The 21093-nt window shown below is 67.9% G+C and carries 16 protein-coding genes; 3 read left to right on the forward strand and 13 right to left on the reverse strand.

Annotated elements, in window-relative coordinates:
* Positions 1–26: 26 nt before the first annotated feature.
* From EO141_RS19780 to EO141_RS19825, 10 genes are all read right to left on the reverse strand, one after another.
* Entirely contained in the window at positions 27–1778 is a 1752-nt protein-coding gene (locus tag EO141_RS19780) for a diguanylate cyclase (protein WP_127170053.1), read from the reverse strand.
* Positions 1779–1922: 144 nt separating this feature from the next.
* The gene (locus EO141_RS19785; RefSeq protein ID WP_127170054.1) at positions 1923–3101 is read right to left on the reverse strand and encodes a sugar diacid recognition domain-containing protein; all 1179 of its coding nucleotides are present in this window, start codon (positions 3099–3101) and stop codon (positions 1923–1925) included.
* Between the two features lie 327 nt (positions 3102–3428).
* A complete protein-coding gene (locus EO141_RS19790) occupies positions 3429–4598 on the reverse strand; it encodes a glycerate kinase (RefSeq protein WP_127170055.1) in 1170 nt (389 codons plus the stop codon).
* A 25-nt stretch (positions 4599–4623) separates the two neighbouring features.
* Positions 4624–5934 (reverse strand): MFS transporter, encoded by a 1311-nt coding sequence (locus EO141_RS19795; RefSeq protein WP_164739337.1) that lies wholly within the window; start codon positions 5932–5934, stop codon positions 4624–4626.
* A gap of 269 nt (positions 5935–6203) precedes the next feature.
* A complete protein-coding gene (locus tag EO141_RS19800) occupies positions 6204–7460 on the reverse strand; it encodes a dipeptidase (protein WP_127170057.1) in 1257 nt (418 codons plus the stop codon).
* A 121-nt stretch (positions 7461–7581) separates the two neighbouring features.
* A complete protein-coding gene (locus tag EO141_RS19805) occupies positions 7582–8058 on the reverse strand; it encodes a hypothetical protein (protein WP_104650376.1) in 477 nt (158 codons plus the stop codon).
* A gap of 82 nt (positions 8059–8140) precedes the next feature.
* Positions 8141–10273, reverse strand: a complete 2133-nt coding sequence (locus EO141_RS19810; RefSeq protein WP_241236700.1) for an acylase — start codon at positions 10271–10273, stop codon at positions 8141–8143.
* Positions 10274–10284: 11 nt separating this feature from the next.
* Positions 10285–12996, reverse strand: coding sequence for a TonB-dependent receptor (locus EO141_RS19815; protein WP_206514831.1), 2712 nt, complete (start codon positions 12994–12996; stop codon positions 10285–10287).
* Positions 12997–13203: 207 nt separating this feature from the next.
* The gene (locus tag EO141_RS19820) at positions 13204–14172 is read right to left on the reverse strand and encodes a FecR domain-containing protein (RefSeq protein ID WP_127170059.1); all 969 of its coding nucleotides are present in this window, start codon (positions 14170–14172) and stop codon (positions 13204–13206) included.
* A 2-nt stretch (positions 14173–14174) separates the two neighbouring features.
* A complete protein-coding gene (locus EO141_RS19825; protein ID WP_104585912.1) occupies positions 14175–14762 on the reverse strand; it encodes an RNA polymerase sigma factor in 588 nt (195 codons plus the stop codon).
* Between the two features lie 145 nt (positions 14763–14907).
* On the opposite strand from EO141_RS19825, the gene EO141_RS21775 reads away from it, so the two are divergent.
* Entirely contained in the window at positions 14908–15216 is a 309-nt protein-coding gene (locus EO141_RS21775) for a hypothetical protein (protein WP_241236701.1), read from the forward strand.
* A gap of 283 nt (positions 15217–15499) precedes the next feature.
* Here EO141_RS21775 and EO141_RS19835 read toward each other — a convergent pair whose 3' ends face one another.
* Together EO141_RS19835 and EO141_RS19840 are read right to left on the reverse strand one after the other, a co-directional pair.
* Positions 15500–15817, reverse strand: a complete 318-nt coding sequence (locus EO141_RS19835) for a hypothetical protein (protein WP_104585914.1) — start codon at positions 15815–15817, stop codon at positions 15500–15502.
* A 31-nt stretch (positions 15818–15848) separates the two neighbouring features.
* Positions 15849–17015, reverse strand: coding sequence for a class I SAM-dependent rRNA methyltransferase (locus EO141_RS19840; RefSeq protein WP_104585916.1), 1167 nt, complete (start codon positions 17013–17015; stop codon positions 15849–15851).
* A gap of 261 nt (positions 17016–17276) precedes the next feature.
* Here EO141_RS19840 and EO141_RS19850 point away from each other — a divergent pair, with 261 nt between their 5' ends.
* Entirely contained in the window at positions 17277–18233 is a 957-nt protein-coding gene (locus tag EO141_RS19850) for a TerC family protein (protein WP_016901852.1), read from the forward strand.
* A gap of 689 nt (positions 18234–18922) precedes the next feature.
* Positions 18923–19711: a rhomboid family intramembrane serine protease gene (locus EO141_RS19855; RefSeq protein ID WP_104650383.1), complete on the forward strand. Its 789-nt coding sequence runs from the start codon at positions 18923–18925 to the stop codon at positions 19709–19711.
* A 119-nt stretch (positions 19712–19830) separates the two neighbouring features.
* On the opposite strand, the gene EO141_RS19860 is transcribed toward EO141_RS19855, so the two are convergent.
* Positions 19831–20931 (reverse strand): glycerophosphodiester phosphodiesterase, encoded by a 1101-nt coding sequence (locus EO141_RS19860; RefSeq protein WP_164739338.1) that lies wholly within the window; start codon positions 20929–20931, stop codon positions 19831–19833.
* Positions 20932–21093: the final 162 nt, after the last annotated feature.

The raw sequence follows: 21093 nt of genomic DNA on the forward strand, positions 1-21093 counted from the left end.
TGGCCGCTTGCAGGCCGCAGCGCGCGTTACTCGCGCTGGTCGCTGACACCGGTGCCGCGGCGCGCCCGGCGCAGCGCGTACAGCGAACGGTCGGCGCGATCGACCACTGCCGCCAGCGCCTCGCCGTCGTGGCGCAGGGCGGTGCCCAGGGTGAACTGGATCGGGGCGTCGTCGGTGGCGGCCACGTAGTCGCGCGCCAATGCCGCCAGCTGCGACTGGGTGGGTTGATGCAGCAGCACCAGGAACTCGTCGCCGCCCAGGCGGACCAGACGGTCCTGGGTGCGCAACGGCTGGTTGAGGAACCAGGCCATCTGCACCAGCACTTCATCGCCGCGCTGGTGGCCGTGGGTGTCGTTGACCAGCTTGAACTTGTCCAGATCCACCACGATGCAGCCCCAGCGCACGCTGGGATCGCGCTTGTCCAGTTCGTCCAGGAAGCGGCGGTTGTAGCAGTTGGTGAGCGGGTCGGTGAACGACCATTCCAGCAGCTGCTTCTCCTGCTGGTACTGGTTGGTGATGTCCTGGGCGTGCGCCAGCACGACGGTGGCGTCGGCCTCCACGTCCAGCACGTTGCGGTACTGCCAGTGGCGCAGGCTGCCATCGCTGGCGACCAGCTCGATCACGCCGGCGTCCTGGCCGTCGAGCACCATCCGCGACAGATAGCCCTGGAAGGCGGCGTGCAGCTCGGGGCGGATGAATTCCAGCAATGAACGCCCTTCCATGTCGTCCACGCTGCGGCCCAGCGAGCGCGCCGCGGCCGGATTGATGCTGATCAGGCGGCCATCCATCTCGTGGGTGCAGATCAGGCCCAGGCTGTACTGGAACATGTTGCGGAACTTACGCTCGCTGGCAGCCAGCGCATCCACCGCGCGATGGCGGTCGGTGACGTCCTGGATCGCGCCGATCAGGCGGATGCGCCCATCCACATGCTCCATCGAACCGGTGCTGTGCACCCACAGCCGCCGGCCGGTGGCGCTGACCAGCGGCAGTTCCAGGTCCCAGGGCGTGCCGTCGCGCACGCAGCTGTCCACCGCCTCGGTGATCACCGCGCGTGCATCCAGCGGATAGAAGCCGATCCCCTCGGCCAGGGTCGGCCGGTAGCCGGGCGGCAGATCGTGCAGCCGGCAGGTCTGGTCCGACCAGGTCAGCACGCCGCTGGCCACATCCACCTCCCAGCCGCCGACACCGGCGACCCGGCCGGTGCGTTCCAGAAACGCTTCGCTCTCACGCAGGCGCTGCTGCAGCTGTGCGTTGGCAGCTTCGCGCTCCAGCATCAGCCGGCGCTGCTCCAGCCCTTCGGCGGCGACCCTGGCCAGCTGCTGCAAGGCGGCCAGTTGCGCCGGCTCCAGCGCGCGCGGGCGCTGGTCGATCACGCACACCGTGCCCATGCGCAGGCCGTCGGACAACACGATCGGCGCGCCGGCGTAATAACGGATCCCCGGCGCATCGGTGACCAGCGTGTTGTCGCAAAAGCGCGGATCGGCCGGCGCATTGCGTACTTCCATCACCGCATCGTCCTCGATGGCGTGGGTGCAGAACGCGAGCTCGCGTGGGGTTTCGCTGGCGCCGGGCAGGCCGATATTGGCCTTCCACCATTGACGATGCTCGTCCACCAACGACACCAGCGCGATCGGCGTGCCGGCAATCGCCTGCGCGGCGGCGGCCAACGCATCGAAGAACGGCTCGGCATCGGTATCGACGATCTGCAACATTGCCAGACGCGACAGCCGATCGGTTTCGCGGGAAGTGGATGACGCGACGGTGTCGCAGTGGCTCAACGGAATGCTCGCTTGTTCCCCTGACAATCCGCTCAGTCTAGCGGACCGGGCATACCTGCCTGACGCTGGTTTCGTGCGCCGCGACACAGGATGGGGTGCGCGCCGGCGCTGCGGCCTGCCCGGCGGCACCGGCGTGTCGGCGCCCTAGGCAGCGGGGTCGGCGCCGCTGGAGGCGCTGGTGTCGTCCATCTGCAGGGCCAGGTACAGGCGCACGCAGTCGTCGGTGTTGCCCAGGTCCACGCCGCAGAGTCCTGCGATGCGCTGCATGCGGTAATCCAGCGTATTGCGGTGGATGGCCAGTGCCTTGGCGGTGGGCGCCATGCGCATGCCGGCGCCGAACCAGACCGACAAGGTCTTCAACAGGTCGCCGCGCCGGTCCTGTGCCAGCAGTGCCTGCAGCGGCTTGCGCAATTCGTCGGCCTGCCAGGCCCGGCGCAGGTCGTCCACCAGCACCGGCAGGCGATGGTCGTCGTAGAAGAACGCGTCGGCCTGCGGCGCGCGCGCCTTGCCGATGCGCATGGTGGTGCGCGCGATCTGGTGCGACAGCGCCAGCCCGTTGGACTGCGGGAAGTACTGCCCCAGCGCGAGGCGGATGCGCAGCGGGCTGCTGGCACGCATGCGCTCGAGCAAGGTATGCGCGCGACGGCGTTGTTCGCCCACGTCCCAGTGGCCGCGGCGGTCCAGCGCGGGCTTGAGCACCACCAGTTCGTTGAGCGCGGTGGCGGCGATCAGGTTGCCGCGCTCGGGCGTGGCCAGCAGCGTGTGCAGGCGCTGCAGTTCCACCAGCATGGCGTCCAGGTCGAGGGTGCCGCTTTCCACCTCGATCACGGCCGCCACGCGCGGCAGGTCCAGCGCGATGCCGAGCCGTTCGGCCCAGCCGGCCAGTGCCGGGGTCGGCCCGTCGGCGCGGATCAGGCCGAGCGTGACTTCCTCGCGCAGGCGCGCATCGCGGGCCAGCAGGCGCAGCAGGCCGGCCTGTTCCAGCATCGCTTCGGCCGCCATGCGCACCAGTTCGGCCTGTTGCCCGATCCGCTGCGGCTCGCCGGTCAGCCCGACGCAGCCGACGATGCGGCCATCGGCGATCAGCGGCAGGTTGACGCCCGGGCGTACCGCATCCAGTTGCCGGGCCAGCGCCGCATCGATCTCCACCCGGCCCTGCCTGGACAGCACCAGCAGCGCGCCTTCGTGCAGCTGGCCGAGGCGTGCCGGCTCGCCGCTGGCGATGATGACGCCGGTGTGGTCCATCACATTGACGTTGCCGTCGATGATGGTCATCGCGCGGTCGACGATGGACTGCGCCAGGGTGCGGTCGAGCGTGAGCATGGGCTGGGGTCTGTTGACGGGGTGAGGGAGGCTGCGGTGCCATGGTCGGCATGCACGTCGCCAAGCATGAGGCCAAGGCGCGCCGATGAGCGCGCGTCGCGGCCATGCTGCGGCTGCGCGGCGTCCGGGCCGTGAACCGGGCACGCCACCGGCACGCTGCGCTCACCCGCCCGCACGGCAGTGCGCGTCCGAGGCTGCAGGCGACGTGGTTACCCTGTCCTTTCGGCCGACGCGCCGCGCTGCGTGGGCCATGCCCTCATGCGGCAGCCATGCAACGCACGCCGCTCTGCAGCAGCAGGATCCGTGCGAGGCAGCTGCGTGCGGCCATCACTGCAGGTCAGCGCCCCCCGACGTACGCGCCATCGTCTGCCCCACCTGCAATGTCGCCGCCACGTTGCGTGCGGCGATGCGCACGTTGCTGGCGGCTTCGGCCAGCGCCTGCTCCACCGTGCAGGCGCGGTGCACCACCGCAAACATCGCAGCGATGCCGTGCCCATGCAGCCGCGCGGCGCCGTTGCCCAGGCAACCGGCGATGGCGATCACCGGCTTGCCGTGCCGCTGCGCCAGCCGCGCCACGCCCACCGGGGTCTTGCCGTGCAGGCTCTGGCTGTCCAGACGGCCTTCGCCGGTAATGACCAGATCGGCCTGGGCGACCAGCGCATCCAGCCCCAGCGCCTGCGCCACGATGTCCACGCCGGGCCGCAACTGCGCGCCCAGGTACGCCACAAGCGCCGCGCCCAGGCCGCCGGCCGCACCGCCGCCGGGCAGGTCGTGCAGGCGCACACCGAGGTCGCGCTGCAGGAGGTTGGCGTAGTGCTGCAGGTTGGTATCGAGCTGGCGCACCATGCTGGGCGTGGCGCCCTTCTGCGGGCCGAACACCGCCGAGGCACCGGTCGGGCCGATCAGTGGGTTGTCCACATCGCAGGCCACTTCGAAGTGGCAGTCCTGCAGGCGAACGTCCAGGCCGTCGGTCTCGATGCGGGCCAGCGCCGCCAGCGCGCCGCCGCCGGGGCCGATCGCCTCGCCGCGCGCATCCAGCAACCGCACGCCCAGGGCCTGCGCCAGGCCGGCGCCGCCGTCGTTGGTGGCACTGCCGCCGATGCCGATGATGAAGCGCCGCGCGCCGGCATCCAGCGCGGCCAGGATCAACTCGCCCACGCCCGCGGTGCTGGTGCGCAGCGGCGCGCGCTCGGCCGGCGGCACCAGCGCCAGGCCGCTGGCGGCGGCCATTTCGATCACTGCGGTGCGGCCGTCGCCGGTCAGGCCGAAGAACGCCTGCACCGGGGTGCCGAGCGGGCCGCTGACCGTGCAGGCGATCACCCGCCCGCCGGTGGCCGCCACCAGGGCGTCGACCGTGCCTTCGCCGCCATCGGCGACCGGCACCTTGCGGTACTGCCAGTCGGGGAACACCTCGCGGAAGCCGGCCTCGATCTGGGTGGCCACCTCCAGCGCGGACAGGCTTTCCTTGTAGGAATCGGGGGCGATGACGATCTTCATGGGCACACTCGCTGGGACGGACGCATCACTGGTTCACCGCGCGTGCCGGCACCCGCAGCACCAGCGCCGCGCCCAGCAGCATGGCCCCGGCCAGCACGTACAGCGCCAGCTCGGTGCTGTGGGTGGCGTCCTTGATCCAGCCCACCAGGTACGGGCTGACGAAGCCGGCAACCTGGCCGGTGGAGTTGATCAGCGCCAACCCGCCGGCCGCCGCGGCGGCGGTGAGAAAGCCGTTGGTCAGCGGCCAGAACAGCGGCAAGCCGCTGACCGCGCCCATCGTGGCCAGGGTCATGCCGAACAGGGCCAGCGCCAGGTTGTCGGTGACGCTGGCGGCGATGCACAGCCCCGCCGCGCCCATCAGCAACGGGATCACCAGGTGCCAGCGGCGCTCGCCGCGGCGGTCGGCCGAGCGGCCCATCAGCACCATGAACACCGCCGCGGCCAGGTACGGGATGGCGCTCATCAGGCCGATCCGGGTCGGGTCGGTGACACCGCTGCCCTGGATGATCGACGGCAGCCAGAAGTTGATCGCATACACCCCGCTCTGGATGCAGAAGTACACCGTGCCCAGCAGCCATACCGCCGGGTTGCGCAGCACCGCGCCCAGTGAGGTGGAGGCGCCGGCCGGCTTGCCTGCTTCGTCGGCGGCCAGCGCGCGGGTCAGTGCCTGCTTCTCCTGCGGGTCCAGCCAGCTTGCCTGCTGCACGCCATCGCTGAGCAGGAACCACACCCCGATACCCAGCAGCACCGTGGGCAGGCCCTGCAGCAGGAACATCCATTGCCAGCCGGCCAGCCCGCCCTGCCCGGCCGAGAAATGGCTGAGGATCCAGCCCGACAACGGCCCGCCCAGCACCCCGGAGATCGGAATGGCCGACATGAAGACGGTCATGACCCGGCCATGCTGGGCGCGCGGGAACCAGCGCGTCAGGTACAGCACGATGCCGGGGAAGAAGCCGGCCTCGGCCGCGCCGGTGAGCAGGCGCAGGGTGTAGAAGCCGGCCGGCGTGCGCACGAACATCAGGCAGGTCGACAACAGGCCCCAGCTGACCATCATGATCGCCACCCAGCGGCGCGCCCCGATGCGCTGCAGGATCAGGTTGCTCGGCACCCCGCAGGCCAGGTAGCCGATGAAGAAGATGCCCGCGCCCAATCCATACACGGTCTCGCTCATGCCCAGGTCGCCCAGCATCTGCAGCTTGGCAAAGCCGACATTGACCCGGTCCAGGTAGTTGAACAGGTAGCAGACGAACAGGAACGGGATCAGCCGCCACAGGATCCTGCGGTAGGTCGGGCCCAGGCCGTCGGAGGGCGGCAGAGGCCGGGAGGCTTGGGTCATCGCACGCTCCAGCAGTGGGTAAGCCCACCGGTGCGCGGTGCGTTGGCACCGACGCCACACGGGGGTCGGCGCATTCTAGTTGGTGCTTTTTCCCGGAAGCATCGTCAGCCTGCTGCCTGTCCATGGCAGATCGGCGCTAGTTTTTGTGCAAATGCCCAGCTTCCCCAGGAGGCACGCGAGGCACATGTCGGACCCGGAGCGCACGCACGACAGGCCGCCTCGGCTTTGCGAATCCGACTCCCGACTCCCCAATCCCGGCACCAATTGCTCTAACGATTCCCCACTCCCGATTCCCCATTCCCCGCCGCATACGCCTGCGCCTGCCCCATCACCCGCAGCAGGTTGCCACCCCAGATGCCGGCGATCTGCGGCTCGGTGTAGCCCTTGCGCAGCAGCCAGGCGGTGATGCGCGGCAGGTCGGAGACGTCTTCCAGGCCGACCACGCCACCGCCGCCGTCCCAGTCCATGCCGATGCCCACATGCTCGGGCCCGACCACCTTGAGCACATGCTCCAGATGGGCGAAGAAATCCTCCTCGGTGGCGCGCTTGATCGGGTAGCGCGCATCCAGGTCCTTGAGCGCGGCGCTCAGGGCGGTGCCGTCGGCGATCTTGATGTGCTCCCAGCCGCCGTAGTGCTCGGTCAGCGCCTTCTCGGCGGCCTTGCGCTCGGGGCTGGCGCCGCTGTCGACCAGGTAGCCGCCATAGGAATTCACCTGGATCACCCCGCCGTGTGCGGCCAGCACCTTCAGCCGCGCGTCGTCGATATTGCGCGGATGGTTAAACACCGCACGCGCGCCGCTGTGCGAGAGCACGATCGGCACCGGCGACAGCGCGATCAACTGGTCGAACACCGCATCGGAGGCATGCGATTGATCGATCACGATGCCCAATGCCTGCGCCTGCTGCACCAGCTGCTTGCCGGCCGGACTCAGGCCCTTCCACTCCGGGCCCTTGGGATCGGTGGCCGAGTCGGCGAATTCGTTGTTGAGAAAATGCACGGTGCTCATCAGGCGCAGGCCTTGCGCGTAATAGAACCGCAGCAGCGTGGGGTCGGCCACCAACGGGCTGGCATTTTCCATGCTGATGTACACCACGCGCTTGCCAGCGGCCTTGATGCGCGCGGCATCGGCCGGCGTGGTGGCGAAGGCGAAGCGCTGCGGTTGCGCGGCCAGCAGCGTGTGGATCTTCAACAACCGCTGCAGGCCGGCATCGCGATCGTCCAGGTGCGCGGCCGCACTGCGATTGCCCTGCCCGGTGTAGACCGCCCAGAAGCCGCCATCCAGTGCGCCTTCGACCATGCGCGGGTAATCCACCTGCGACAGCCGGTTGCCGGCGTGCGCCTGCAGGACGTCGAAGTCGGGGCGCTCCAGATTGGCCGGCGTGTCCAGATGCGAATCCAGCGTGACCAGCCGCTGTTGCAGCGCGGTGGCGCGCGCCAGTTCGGCCTTGGAAAACTCCAGCGCGTGGCTGGGCGCGGCCACGGCCAGACTCAGCACGATGGCGGTGCACAGGCGATGCAGGGTCATGGCAGCTCGCAGAAGTTGGGGGTGTATCGATCATAGCCGCGCTGGCCTCAGCCGCTGCACGATCACTGGCTGTCGTGGCGCGTGGCCGCAGACATTGCTGCCCGCGACCACGCGCCAGTGCTCACTTGCGTTCGAAGAACTCGTGATAGGCCTTGGATTTGCCTTCCGGCGACTTGCCCACCCCATTGCGGATCAGCGTCTTGCCATCTGCAGAGAACGTCCAGAACTCGCCGACGATCACGTCGTCGTCCTTCATCTTGAGGATCTGGTAGGTGTCGGCGCCGGTCTTGCTCACCGCGATCCGGTTGAAGCGCGCCTGCTCGTTGAGCGGGCTGGGTTTGCCATCCAGCGTGGTGACGTAATCGACCTTGTACGGCGTGTCCGGGCGGGTGGTGTTGATGGAGTGGTATTCGATGCGGTTGTCGGAGAACTGCACGTTGATGGTCAGCCGCATGCCCTTGGGAAATTTGCCGTCGCTCCAGTTGGATTTGGATTCCACCAGGGTCCAGGCGCCGTCGTGCGGATCGGCCGCCGATGCGGCGAACGTGGCAGTCAACGCCGAGACGGCGAACAGGGCGGCGGTCAGAAAGGTGCGCATGGGCGGTGTCCTTGGAGGCTGGGATAGTGGGCGGTGCTGTCGGGTAGCTGCTTGGCGTCGGGTGATCGTCGGGAGCTGGGCATCAGAAGTCGGTGCGCGATTCCAGGTGCTGTTCGACCTGCTCGCGGGTGGTCCACAAGGTGCGGAACTCGCCCTTGGACAGCAGTGGCAGCTGGTCGCTGATGTGCGCCGAACCAGGCTGGCTGGCATTGCCGTAGCTCATCAGGCCCTTGGCCTTGAGCGGCGTGGAAAACTCCACCAGCGAGACCCAGGTTTCGCCGTGCTGCGGCAGGCGTTGGCCATCGGCATTGGGCGGGTTCCAGGTGATCACGTCGAACGCGCCGAGATTGCCGAAACCGCCGCGGCCCGGCACATCGACAGCGCCCAGGTGGAAGCGCGACACCTCGCCGTATGGCCGGTCGATGGCGCCGTAGGTCTTCTTGGTGCTGGCGACGGCCTGCTTGAGTTGGCGCAGCGCCAGCGCCGGGTCCTTCAGGCCGCTGGGTGTGGTCAGCGGCGCGTCCAGCGACCACGGCGTGGCATAACCGGCCTGCGAGAGGTAGCGCGCATCGCCGGTGAACAGGCGCGCCCATTCCTCGAACAACAACGCGCCGCGGCTGTCGGCTTCGAAGTGGCGGTCCCAGGCCTTGAGCACGTTGACCGCAGCGACAATGTCCGGATCGGTGCTGTCTGCGGCTGCGGCGTACAGCTGCGGCAACGTGCGATCGGCAGCCAGCGCCTGTGCGGTGCGCTTGAGCGCCACCAGCTGGTCGAAGTCGATGCTGTCGTGCTCGGCCAACATCTTCACCGAGTTCTGCGCGCGCAACGACATCGGCCCGGTCGGTGCGACATAGGCCGGAAATGCGCTGGGGTCCAGCACCCGCGGCCAGCTCGCCAGCCACGGCGGGTCGTTGGTGTTCTGCACGAAACCGCCAGCCGGGTTGATCACCTTGGGCAGCTCGTCGTAGCTGTGCACATCGCTCCATAGCGTGGACGCGGTATCGCCGGGCACCAGGCCGCTCCAGTACTTCAGATCGCCTTGGGCATGCCTGGGCAGGATGCCGTTGTCCAGGAACAGCACGTTGCCGGCGTTGTCGGCATAGACGATGTTGAACATCGGCACCTGCAGCTGCTGGAGTGCGCGCTGGAACTGCGCAAAGTCCTGCGCCTTGCCCATGTCCCAGTACTGCTTGAGCATGTCGGGGCGATCCAGGCCAGCCACGCGCAGCGCCACGGTGCTGCCGTCGTAGCGTTCGAACACCGGGCCGTGCACCGACTGCCGCACTTCCAGCGTCTGGGTTTTCAGCGCGCCATCGGCCTGACGGATCTTCAGCGTTCTGGTCTCACGCTTGAACGGCAGCACCTTGCCGTCCAGCAGATAGCCCTCGCCCGACAGCGTGAGTTTGTAGGTGGTCTGGCCCAGCAGCGTGTTCACCGTATTGGTGAAACCCAGTTGCTTGTTGAAGCCGAAACGCAGGATCGGCAGGCCGACCTGGGTGGCGCCGTACAGATCCACGCCCGGTCCGTTGAGATGCGCTTCGTAATAGGTGAAAAACCCGCTGCCCCAAGGCAGGTGCGGGTTGGCCAGCAGCATGGCATGGCCGTCGCGGGTCTTGCTCGGCATCAGCGCCCAGGCATTGGAGCCATCGCGGGCCTGGCCGTCCTTGGGCGGCTCGCCCAGCACCTTGGCCGGCGAGGCGATGTAGACGTAATTCATCAGCCGGTGCGCGTGCGCCACCACGTCCACGCCGGTGATCGGCAGCACCACCTTGACGTTGGCGTCCAGGGCCTCCGGGTGTGCGGCCGCGTAGGCGTTGATGCCTTGCGCGAAGGCGTCCAGGTCGGCACGAAAGCCCGGGGCCTGCTGCCGGTACCACTGCTGCGCGCGTGGGTAGACAGCGTTGCTGACCAGCCAGCGATCCTGTTCGGCGTACTTCTCGCCCCAGTATTCGGCGGCGCGGCCGCGCGCTTCGCCATACAGATGCAGCAGCAGATTGCCATGGCTATGGGTCTGCGCCCAACCGAAGCCGTAGAAGGTGCCCGCTTCGGTCCTGGCATAGACATGTGGCACGCCGTAGCGATCCCACAGGATCTCGCCGGTGTCTTTACCACTGCTTGCGAGCGCCGCGATCGGGGCGCACGCCAACGCGATCAACAGCCCTGCGCAGATGGAAGCGCTGCGCGCATGCGCCCGCATCGAAGAAAGTCGCGGCACTGGGTCACTCCTCAAAAGGTGTAGGTCAACTTGGTGTAGTAGGACCCGCCGGTGAAGCCGTACGGCACGCTGGTCACATAGAAACCGCTGCCGGTGCTGGCGACCGCACCGATGTTGTTCGGGTATTGGTTGAACAGGTTGTTGGCGCCGAGCGTCCAGGTGATGCGCCCGGACAGTGCGTAGGACGCTTCCAGATCGGTGATCCATTTGGCCGGCACGTGTTCGTCGTTGGCCGGGTTGTTTTCCAGCACGTCGAAGCTGCCGAAGCGGTTGACGCGCACGTTGAGCGCGAAGTCGCCGATCACCCAATTGCCGCCCAGCAGCAGCTTGCTGCGCGGGGTGCGCGACAGGTAGCCGCGCGAGGCACGGTCGAACAGTTCGTAGCCGGCGCCCAGCGAGTCCAGTGCGGACGGGTTGTCGGCGATGCGGGTGATCTCGGTGGTGTTGTAGTTGTAGCCCAGGTTCCAGTTGACCCGGCCCCAGTCGCCGGCCTCCATGCGCCAGGTTGCCACCACGTCCACGCCTTCAGTGCGGGTGTCGATGGCGTTGGTGAAGTACTGCGCGCTGTCGACACCGGACACGCCGGCGCGGGTGAGCAGGTCGGTGATCGCCGCACCGGTGATGTAGCCGGTCATGCCGATGCGGTCGTCCAGATCGATGCGGTAGGCATCCACAGTGAGGCTGAGTGCGCGCGTGGGGTTGTAGGTGAAGCCGATGCTGGCATTGGTGGATTCTTCCGGCTTCAGCGGTTCGGCCCCCAGTGCCAGCGCTGCCGGGGAATCCACCGGCAGCGTCTTGGCCAGGAACAGCTCGCGATCGCCGTTGTCCAGCGTGCGCCAGCTGCTGTTGGTGGCCGCGTACAGGGCCTGCGCCAGGGCCGGCGCACGGAAGCCGGTGCTGGCCGCGCCACGCAGCGCGAAGGTCGGGGTAATGGCCCAGCGCGCGGTGAACTTGCCCACCGCGGTGTCGCCGGCCGAATCGTCGAAGCGCTCGTAGCGGCCGGCCAGGCCCAGCGACACGCTGTCGGCCACGTCCCAGGTCAGGTCGACATAGGCCGCGCCGCTGTTGCGATCCAGGCTGCCGGCTTCGTCGGGCTGGAAGGTGATCGCGCCCTGCGCGCCGGGCGGCGGCGCCTGCCCGGCACGCGGATGCCCGGCCGGGAACACGTAGCTGCCGGCCGCGTAGGCCGCCTGCTCGCCGGCCTGGATCTCGTATTTTTCGTAGCGATGCTGCACACCCAGCGACACCTGCAGCGGGCGCTCGGCCAGTTGCAGGCCGCGGGTGATGTCCAGGCTGGTGGTCCAGTCTGTGGAGGTCAGCTGGCCGAGATAGAATTCTGTGGGGCTGGTCGGCCCCAGGCTGGCGTTGAGCGTGTGCAGGCCGTCGCGTTCGGAGGCGTTGCTGCCGTAGCTGGTGGCCAGATCCCAATCCCACTGGCCCCACAGGCGCTTGATGCCGGCGGTGAACTCGTAGTCGGTCTCGTCGATGCGCAGGCGCGGGCTGTACCCGTCCGGATAGATCTCCTGCAGGGTGTTGTTGGCGTTGGGATTGCGGAACGACCATTCCAGGTCGCTCAGGCGGCGGCTGTAGGTGGCGTAGGAATACCCACGCAGCTCGCCGCCCAGGCCCAGTTCGGCGTTGTAGGACAGGTTGGCGCCCTTCTGCCAGGGCTGGCCGAAGTTGCGCGTGATCAGGCGGTTGGCGGTGGCCTCGCGCGGGTCCGGCTGGCCGTTGACCGGGTAGTACAGCCGGTAATCGTCGGCCACCGGCACTGCGCGATTGGAGGTCTGCTGGTACCTGGCGTCGGCGGCCAGATAGACGAAGCCGTCGCTGCCCAGCGCCAGCCCCTTGCCGATGCTGGCGCTGCTGCTGTCGCCATCGGCGCGGTCGATGTTCTGGCCCCACAGCAGGTCGGCCTTGCCGCCCTCGGCATCGGACTTGAGCAGGATGTTGATGACGCCGGCGATTGCGTCCGAGCCGTACTGCGCGGCGGCGCCGTCGCGCAGCACCTCGATGTGGTCCACCGCCGAGACCGGGATCAGGCTCATGTCCACCGGCACCGAACCGCGCCCGACGATGCCGGCGATGTTGATGCTGGCGGTGCGGTGGCGGCGCTTGCCGTTGACCAGCACCAGGGTGTGATCCGGATTGAGCCCGCGCAGCCCGCCGGTGGCGATCACATACGAGGTGCCGTTGCCGGATTTGGCCGGTGCATTGAACGAGGGCACCAGATCGTTGAGTGCCGCCAGCAGGCCCGGGCGACCGGTCTTTTCCAGTTCCGCCGCGCCGATCACATCGATCGGGGTGGGGCTTTCGGTGACGGTGCGCTGCACGCCGCGTGCGCCGGTGACCACCACCGCATCCAGGTTGCCGACTGCGGCATCGGCTGGCGGTGCAGCGGCTGGTGGCGTCGGTGCGGATGCGTCCACCTGTGCGTAGCCCACGGCGGGATATCCGTGCAACGCGGCCGTCATCGGCTGCGCCGAGGCCAGCGTGATGCGTTCGCCATCGTCTTGGACCACGCTCAATCCGGTGCCGGCCAGCAACTGCCGCAATGCCACGCGCGATTCCAGCGTGCCCTGCACCGCCGGCGTGCGTACCTGCTGCAGGTATTCGCCGGGTGCCACGATCTGCACGCCGGCCTGCCGCGCAAATTCCGGCAACGCCACCACCGCATTGCTCTCGGGGAGCGAGAACGTGCGCCCCTGCGGCGAGGCTGCCAAGGCCGCTCCCGCTGCCATCGTCGCCACGGCCGTGCCGATGGCCTTGCTCAAACGCCTGCTTGCTGCCTGCATCACTGCTCTCCGCTGGCGCGCGTGCGCCGCTGTCCGGTCGTCGTCACCGTTGCTGTGTGGCCCCCTGTCTGTTGGATGCGTGGCCGCCGCTTTTCCGCCATCGACATCGCGGGTGGTGACGTGCAGCGGTGCACCTCACGGCGCGAGTGCGCCGCGCAAGTGGATGCCGCCACGGGTGTGTTCGATCTGCAGGCCCATGCTCAGCGCAACGGAGCGCGCGAAGCCTTCCGGATCGTTGGCCGAATACAGGCCGACCACGGTGCGCCGCGCCACCGCGGGGTCGTCGATCAGGATGCGCATGTCGTTGTAGCGGGCGAATTCGGCCGCGGCCTGCGCCAAGGTGTCGCCGTCGAAGGCGATCATTCCCTCGCGCCAGACCAGCAACTGCTGCACGCGCCGTGCTGGCAGCGGCTGCACCTGCACCGCCCGCGTCGGGCTGACCATGGCCAGCATATTGGCGGCCACCCGCTGCGGTGTGCGCCGGTCGGCCTCCACGTCGACGGTACCTTCGCGCACGACGACCTTGACCGCATCGTCCTGCCGCCGACGCACGCTGAAACTGGTGCCGACCGCGCGCACTTCCGCGCCGGCCGCCATCACCACGAACGGGCGATGACGGTCCTTGGCCACATCGAACAAGGCCTCGCCACGCAGCAACTGGATCTGGCGACGGTCGGCGCTGAACTCCACCACCACTTCCGAGCCAGAATTCAGCGTCACCGCCGAGCCGTCTGCCAACGGCAGGCGCAACACCTCGCCGATGCGGGTGAGGTGATGGCCGCTGCCGGGCGCGCCGGTGTCGGGGACGGCGGGCTGCAATGCCAGCATGCCGGTGGCCGCAGCGACCACGCAGGCGGCAAGTGCGGCCAGCCACCTGCCGCGTCGATGCGTGCGCCGCGAACACGTCGCTTCCGCGGCAAAGTCCTGCCCCAGCGCGCGCGCACGATCGAAATGCAGATGCACCGCGTGCGCCCGTGCATAGGCGCCGCGATGGCGCACGTCTTCGGCCAGCCAGCGGTCGCGCTGCACGCGCTCGGCCGGCGTGAGCGGGTCGCGGTCCTCGCGTCCCACCCAGGCGGCGGCAATGTCGTCGATGCTGCGCATGCTCAGCTGCCGCGCTGCGGATCGGCCAGGCGCGTGGCCGGCGCGGCATGGCCCGCGGCCGGTGCCGATGCGGGCGTGCGGCCCATGCGTGCCATCAGCAGACGCAATCCCTTCACGATGTGTTTTTCCACGGTGTTCTCGCTGATTCCGAGCCGCGCGGCAATCTCGCGCTGCGACAGGCCGTCGACCTTGCGCAGCAGAAACACCTGGCGGCATTTGTCCGGCAGTGCCGCCAGCGCTTCGCCGATGCGGCGCAGCTCCTGACCGGCAATGGCGTGGCGCTCAGGTGAGCGCTCGTCCTGTGTGATGTCCAGGCGCTCGATTTCCGCCACGCTCTCGATCGACACGATCCTGGCGCGGCGCACCTGCTGCAGCAGCACCGACTGCGCAGCGGTGAACAGATAGGCGCGCGGATTGGCGATATGACCCACCTCGCCCAGCCCGGCCAGGATGGCGTAGGTCTCCTGGATGACGTCGTCGCAATCGACGTTGCCGGGGGCGTGCTTGCGCAGCCAGCGCCGCAGCGCCGGCTCGTGCGGCAGGACCTGCGTCGCCAGCCAGGCGGCGCGCTGGGAATCGATGGCCGGCATCTAGGACGCGGCCGCTGACGTGCCCGCACGTCGAAGTGAGGAAGTCATTGCGTTCTCCGGGGGTTCGAGCGAAGGACCTGCTCTTGAAGTCACGATGCGCCAGCGGCGCAACTCCGCCATGCCCTCCGACGGGTGGCCCGCTGCGATGGCACTACCCGCGCAGCGCGCGCCGGACATCGACAATGTCCGGTCGGATGCGGCCAACGAAATGGCCGTTGGCAATGACCTGACTGCCTTGGGTTATGCAGGCGCGCCGCGCACACGGGCGCGCCGCCACGCCAATGGCAACGCGAATGGCAACCCCACGGTGATGGGCGGCGCCGTGCACGGCACTGCAGTACCTGGCGGTCTGGGCGTGTGGCATCCGGCCGCGACGAGCGGCGCCGATGCGCTAGCGAGTACGGTGTTTATGGGGCCGGGGCGTGCTGTGACGATGTCGATCCGGGGACCGTGACAAAGTCCGGTTTCGGGGCCGATCCGCTCCAGGCGGTGCCGGACATCACCGCAGGGCCGGTGGATTGGTGATCGGTTGCCGCTGCAACCAGCCGCAGGTCATCGGCGGATGGGCCCGATATGCGCAGGCCGAAGATGGCCTGCGTCAGGCGGTCCTTCGAGCGGCTGGCAGAAGCGATCGGGCGTGCGCAGTTGGCAGCACGCAGCACGCAAACGATTTGATCTGGCCTGCGCGCAATCCATCGCACGCGCCGATCGGCGCGCAGTGGTGCTGCGCGTCGTGTTCAGTCGCCCAGTTCGGCCAGGCGCGCGCGCACGCTCTCCACATCGACGTGCTCGCGCAGGTGCAGCCACTGCCGCGCCCACACCGAGCGCAACACGATCCAGGCACCGAACACGCCCAGACAGGTCGAGCCCAGCGCCAACGTCAACGGATGCAACGGCGAGCCGCTGCCGGTCTGGAACAGATACATGAAGGCCCCGGAAAACAGCAGCCACACGCCGAACACCGGCCAGTTGCTGGCCAGCAGGCTGGCGTGGGGCCGCTCGATCTCGCGCAGCAACCGGGTCAGCGCCTTGCGTTCCTCATCGTCCGGTGTCATCGACTGGCCGCTCCACGGATTGGTCGCCGCGCTAGATCACGCGGCAGAAAACAGCCTTCAGGTAGCGCGATTCCTGCACGTGCGCCATGAACGGATGGTCCGGACCGGCACCGGCCACCTTCAGGATCTGGATGGTGCGCCCGGAGAAATACGAGGCGCGCCGCAGCATGTCCAGAAACTCCTGCTCGGCCACCAGCCCGGTGCACGAGAAGGTGGCGAACAGGCCGCCGGGCTTGACCACGCCCAGCGCCAGCTTGTTCATGTCCAGGTACTTCTTCAGCGCCGGGATCACCTGCTCGCGGTCGCGGGTCATCTTGGCCGGGTCCAGGATCACCACATCGAACTGCTCGCCGCGGTTGGACGCATCGCGCAGCCACGGGAAGATGTCGGCCTGCACGAACTTGGGCCGCACGTTGTTGAGCTTGGCGTTGCCCTTGGCGATGGCGATCACGTCCTCGTCGATGTCCACGCCCAGCACCTCGGACGCACCGCGCGCGGCCGCATACACCGCAAAGCCGCCGGTGTTGCAGCACAGGTCCAGCACGCTCTTGCCCTCGACCTGCTCGCTCAGCCACTGGCGGTTCTCGCGCTGGTCGGCGAAGAAGCCGGTCTTGTGCGCACCGGCCGGGTCGGCGCGGAACCTGATGCCGTACTCGGTGATCACCGATGCTTCGGTGGTGGTATTGCCGTGGAAATCGAAGCTTTCCTGCTTCTGCACGTGTTCGTCGGCAAAGCTGTGGAAGCGGCAGCCCGGGAACTGCGCGCGCAGCGCCTCGTAGATCCACTCGCGGTGGCGGAACATGCCGGCGGCGAAGAACTCCACCACCACCAGGTCACCGTAGCGGTCCACCACCAGGCCGGACAGGCCGTCGCCTTCGCTGTGCACCACGCGCCAGGCATCGGACACCGCGTCGAGCTTGAGCCAGTCGCGGCGCAGGCTCACTGCCGCGGCGATCTTGCGCGAGAACCAGCCCGCATCCACCGGCACCGCCTGGTCGGTTTCCAGGATGCGCACGGCGATGCGCGAGTGGCCGTTGTAGAAGCCGCGGCCGACCCACTCCCCGTCCACGCCGACCACATCGACGATGGTGCCGGGTTTGGGCTTGGCGGCGGGCTTTTCCACCAGCTTCTGGAAGATCCACGGGTGGCTGGAGCGCCAGGCATTCTTGAGTCGGACGACGGGGACTGGAGTATTCATCCGCCCATTGTATCCGGCTGGATTGACGTGCCTGCCCTCCGGCACGCAGAATCGGGCGCAGAAGGGGAGTAGCTCCCAGCGTTGTCGCCGTCATGACGAGTCCTGCCCGCCAGGCTCCGGTGCAACGGCAACCGGCCAGGCCGGTTGTGAGCGAGACCTTCGCCGCGCAGGCGAAGGTCCGTCACCCGGAATCCACGATTTCCGTGTCACAAGGCCTCAGCCCACCGGCTGTCCAGGTCGTTTCACTTTCGGGATTCTTTTATGCAAACCATTGGCAATGTCTGGTTATGGGGCGGCTTCGCGATCGTGGTGATCGTGGCGCTGTTGGTCGATCTGGTGCTGATGCGCCACGGCGGTGCCCACAAGGTCACCTTCAAGGAAGCCACCTGGTGGAGCATCGGCTGGGTGCTGCTGGCGCTGGCCTTCAACGCCGGCCTGTGGTGGTACCTGCAGGGCAGCATGGGCGACGCGGCAGCCGACCGCATCGGGCTGGAGTTCCTGACCGGCTATCTGGTCGAGAAATCGCTGGCGGTCGACAACATCTTCGTGTTCCTGATGGTGATGACCTACTTCGGCGTTCCCGAGGAACAGCGCCAGCGCGTGCTGATCATCGGCGTGCTGGGCGCGATCGTGCTGCGCGCGATCATGATCTTTGCCGGCTCGGTGCTGCTGACCAAGTTCCACTGGCTGCTGTATGTGTTCGGCGCGTTCCTGCTGCTGACCGGCATCAAGATGTGGTTCTCCGCCGGCAAGGAGCCGGATCTGGAAGCCAACCCGGTGCTGCGCTGGATGCGCGGGCATCTGCGCCTGAGTCCGCAATACCACGGCCATGCGCTGAGCGTGATCAAGGACGGCAAGCGCTGGTTCACCCCGCTGTTCGTGGTGCTGATCCTGATTGCGGTGATCGACGTGATCTTTGCGGTGGACAGCATCCCGGCGATCTTTGCGATCACCACCGACCCGTTCATCGTGCTGACCTCCAACGTGTTCGCGGTGCTGGGCCTGCGTGCGATGTTCTTCCTGCTGGCCGGCATGGCCGACCGCTTCCACCTGCTGCCGTATGGGCTGGCGGTGATCCTGGTGTTCATCGGCACCAAGATGATGATCATCGATCTGTACAAGATCCCGGTGCTGGTCTCGCTGGCAGTGGTGATCGTGATCCTGGTCTTCACCATCGTGCTGAGCCTGCTGCGGCCGCCCAAGCCGGCCAGGCACTGAGGGGCTGGGATTCGGGATTCGGGGACGGTAGCGCCGCGTGTGTTGCTGGCATCCAAGCGCACCGACCATCTCGACAGGTCCCTGCGCTCACCGTCGCGGGCCCTTGAGCGGCATGGATGCCGCGCCAGAGCCCGGCTACCCGAGATCCTGGTCGTCACCATCTGCTGAGTTTGGTGCGGCCACCCAAGCCGGCCCCCGCACTGACAGGCTGGGAGTCCAGAGTCTGCAATTGGGATTCGGGAACGGCCGCGCTGCATGCACTGCTCACAACCAAGCGCACCGACCAACTCGACGGGCCCTTGCCCGCCCACCGTCGCGGGACCTTACGCGGCATGGATGCCGCGTAAGAGCCTACATGGACGTACTTGCGGCATGTCCCGCGATGGTGGGCGGGCAAGGGCCCTGCAGCCAAGCCGCAGATCGTCTGCCCTACGACCGAGGCATCCACACCGTTCAATCCCCTCTCAAGGCCGCCGGGATTTCAGGCGCCAGGTCGCTGGGGCGCTCCCGGGCCGAACTGGCGAGGGCGTGATGCCGCGCATGTTCGTGTCGCGCCCCGGTCACCTGCATGGTGCCGTGCGGCCGCTGCGCCAATGTTCGGTGGCGGGGCTGGATTATCCCGTCGTCGGACCTGCTTATCCCGAGGCGGATAGCTTGTAAAAAATCCGCGCGACGCCATCCGTGAAGGTATGACACCGCCTCCTGTTGCCGCCGCCGACGCCACCGCGCAAGACCGCCTGGATCGTTCCCGGGTGTTGCGTGCCTTCAACTTCAGCCTGGCCGCCGTGCTGCTGCTGGTGGCGGTGTTCACCGCCCAGGGCATGTTCGACTGGCGCGCCTGGGCGGTGGCACCGCTGCAGGCCGACGGCCTGCTCGGCATCCTCACCGCACCGCTGCTGCATGGCTCGCTCGCGCATCTGGGCGCCAACGCCGCCGCGCTACTGATCCTGGGCACGCTGGCCGGCAGCGTGTATCCGCGTGCCACCGCCCTGGCGCTGCCGTTGTTGTGGCTGGGCTCGGGCCTGGGCGCGTGGTTGCTGGGCGAGCCCGGCAGCCGGCATCTGGGCGCCAGCGGCGTCACCCACGGGCTGATGTTCCTGGTGTTCGTGCTGGGCCTGCTGCGCCGCGACCGCCCGGCGATCGCCACCAGCATGATCGCCTTCCTGTTCTATGGCGGCATGTTGCTGACCATCCTGCCGCACGAAGCCGGCGTGTCCTGGCAATCGCATCTGGGCGGCGCGGTGGCCGGCCTGATCGCCGCGTTGCTGCTGCGCCTGCGCGACCCGCAACAGGCCAGGCCGCGCTACAGCTGGGAGGACGAAGACGAGGACGCTGCGTGGGAAGTAAGCAATGGCGAGCACGACGTGCTGGAACCGCCACCGCCGCGCCAGGTACCGGTGCTGTGGCAGCGCCAGGAAGACGGCTCGCACAACGTGGTGCTGCACTTCCCACCGCGCGAGCGCCCACCGGGCAGCTAGTGCCTGCATGGAGCAACGACCCAAACGGCCCCTGTTTCCCGTAGGAGCGTGCCTGCGCGCGACAGGGCATTACCGGGACCGCCCCATCGCGCGCAGGCACGCTCCTACAAAGGCGCTGCCTAGCGCGATGCTTGCCCCTGCAACGCACGCCGTGCCAGGCCCGGATCGTCGGCGAAGAAGGCATCGATGCCGGCGTCCAGATAGGTCTTGAGCTCGGCCAGTGCACCGGCGTCGTTACGCTCGGTCACCGCGCCGCTGCTGCGGTTTTCGGCAGCCAAGAAGTAGTTCTCCGGGCGGAACGTGTACGGCTGCACCTGCAGTCCTGCCGCATGCGCGTCGTGCACCAGGCTGGTCGGCGTGCCCAGGCGTTGCTGCGCATCCAGCGGAATGATGCTGCGGATGTCCGGGCCGATCGCATCGGCGTAGCTGGCGACCTGCGTCAACCCCTCGGGCGTGATCATCTGCCTGTAGGTCCGCGGCGCGCTGCCCACGCCCGCATCGGGCAACGCCATCTGCGCGCCGGCCAGCAACTGCAGCAGGCGGATGTTGCTGCTGCGCCCGATCTTGCCGCGCAAATAACGCAGGTTGCCAGTCTCGAACGACTGGATCACCACCGGCGCGGTCTGCGTGTAGGCATGCGCACGCAGGCTCGCCAGCACCTTGTCTTCCATCGCCAGATGCAGCCGGCTGAAATAGCTCGGGTGCTTGATCTCCGGAATCAGCCCGATGCTGCGCCCGATTGCCGCCGATTCGGCTGCGACAAAATCGATGATCTCGTCGAAGGTGACGATCTGAAACTGCCCATCCCAGCGCGTGCCGCGCAACTGCGGCAGACGCTCGCGCGCGCGCAGCGTCTTCAATTCGGCCAGGGTGAAATCCTCGGTGAACCAGCCTTCCATCGCCTGGCCATCGATGGTCTTGCGGGTCTTGCGCGCAGCGAACTCCGGGTGACTGGCCACGTCGGTCGTACCGCCGATCTCGTTCTCATGGCGCGCCACCAGCACGCCATCCCTGGTGGACACCAGGTCCGGCTCGACGAAATCGGCGCCATCGACAATCGCTTTGGCATACGCGGCCAAGGTGTGCTCCGGGCGCAGTGCGCTGGCGCCACGGTGCGCAAAGATCTGCACCGTCTTCGCCAACGGCGCCTCTGCCAACGCGGGCCCGCTCATGCCGACCATCATCGCCCCCAACAGCCAGATACGGTGGAACTGCATCATGCCTTTCTCCAACTGAGTGTTGCATCAAACGCTGCCCCTGATCGTCAAGCCGGCGTGGCAGGTGCTGGTTACCGTCTCATGGATCGCTGATGCGCTGCGTTGCCGAGCACGGTCGATGCCCACCTAACGACGCGTCACAACGTCTGCCAACCACGAAGACGA

Origin of the sequence: Xanthomonas sp. BRIP62415 (assembly GCF_003993515.1) — a bacterium.
Taxonomy (GTDB): domain Bacteria; phylum Pseudomonadota; class Gammaproteobacteria; order Xanthomonadales; family Xanthomonadaceae; genus Xanthomonas; species Xanthomonas euroxanthea.

Excerpts from the sequence above, each read along its gene's own strand:
- EO141_RS19785 (WP_127170054.1), bottom strand. The coding sequence starts at position 3,101 with ATGCTCACGCTCGACCGCACCCTGGCGCAGTCCATCGTCGACCGCGCG.
- EO141_RS19790 (WP_127170055.1), bottom strand. The coding sequence starts at position 4,598 with ATGAAGATCGTCATCGCCCCCGATTCCTACAAGGAAAGCCTGTCCGCG.
- EO141_RS19795 (WP_164739337.1), bottom strand. The coding sequence starts at position 5,934 with ATGACCCAAGCCTCCCGGCCTCTGCCGCCCTCCGACGGCCTGGGCCCG.
- EO141_RS19800 (WP_127170057.1), bottom strand. The coding sequence starts at position 7,460 with ATGACCCTGCATCGCCTGTGCACCGCCATCGTGCTGAGTCTGGCCGTG.
- EO141_RS19805 (WP_104650376.1), bottom strand. The coding sequence starts at position 8,058 with ATGCGCACCTTTCTGACCGCCGCCCTGTTCGCCGTCTCGGCGTTGACT.
- EO141_RS19820 (WP_127170059.1), bottom strand. The coding sequence starts at position 14,172 with ATGCGCAGCATCGACGACATTGCCGCCGCCTGGGTGGGACGCGAGGAC.
- EO141_RS19825 (WP_104585912.1), bottom strand. The coding sequence starts at position 14,762 with ATGCCGGCCATCGATTCCCAGCGCGCCGCCTGGCTGGCGACGCAGGTC.
- EO141_RS21775 (WP_241236701.1), top strand. The coding sequence starts at position 14,908 with ATGGCACTACCCGCGCAGCGCGCGCCGGACATCGACAATGTCCGGTCG.
- EO141_RS19835 (WP_104585914.1), bottom strand. The coding sequence starts at position 15,817 with ATGACACCGGACGATGAGGAACGCAAGGCGCTGACCCGGTTGCTGCGC.
- EO141_RS19840 (WP_104585916.1), bottom strand. The coding sequence starts at position 17,015 with ATGAATACTCCAGTCCCCGTCGTCCGACTCAAGAATGCCTGGCGCTCC.
- EO141_RS19850 (WP_016901852.1), top strand. The coding sequence starts at position 17,277 with ATGCAAACCATTGGCAATGTCTGGTTATGGGGCGGCTTCGCGATCGTG.
- EO141_RS19855 (WP_104650383.1), top strand. The coding sequence starts at position 18,923 with ATGACACCGCCTCCTGTTGCCGCCGCCGACGCCACCGCGCAAGACCGC.
- EO141_RS19860 (WP_164739338.1), bottom strand. The coding sequence starts at position 20,931 with ATGATGCAGTTCCACCGTATCTGGCTGTTGGGGGCGATGATGGTCGGC.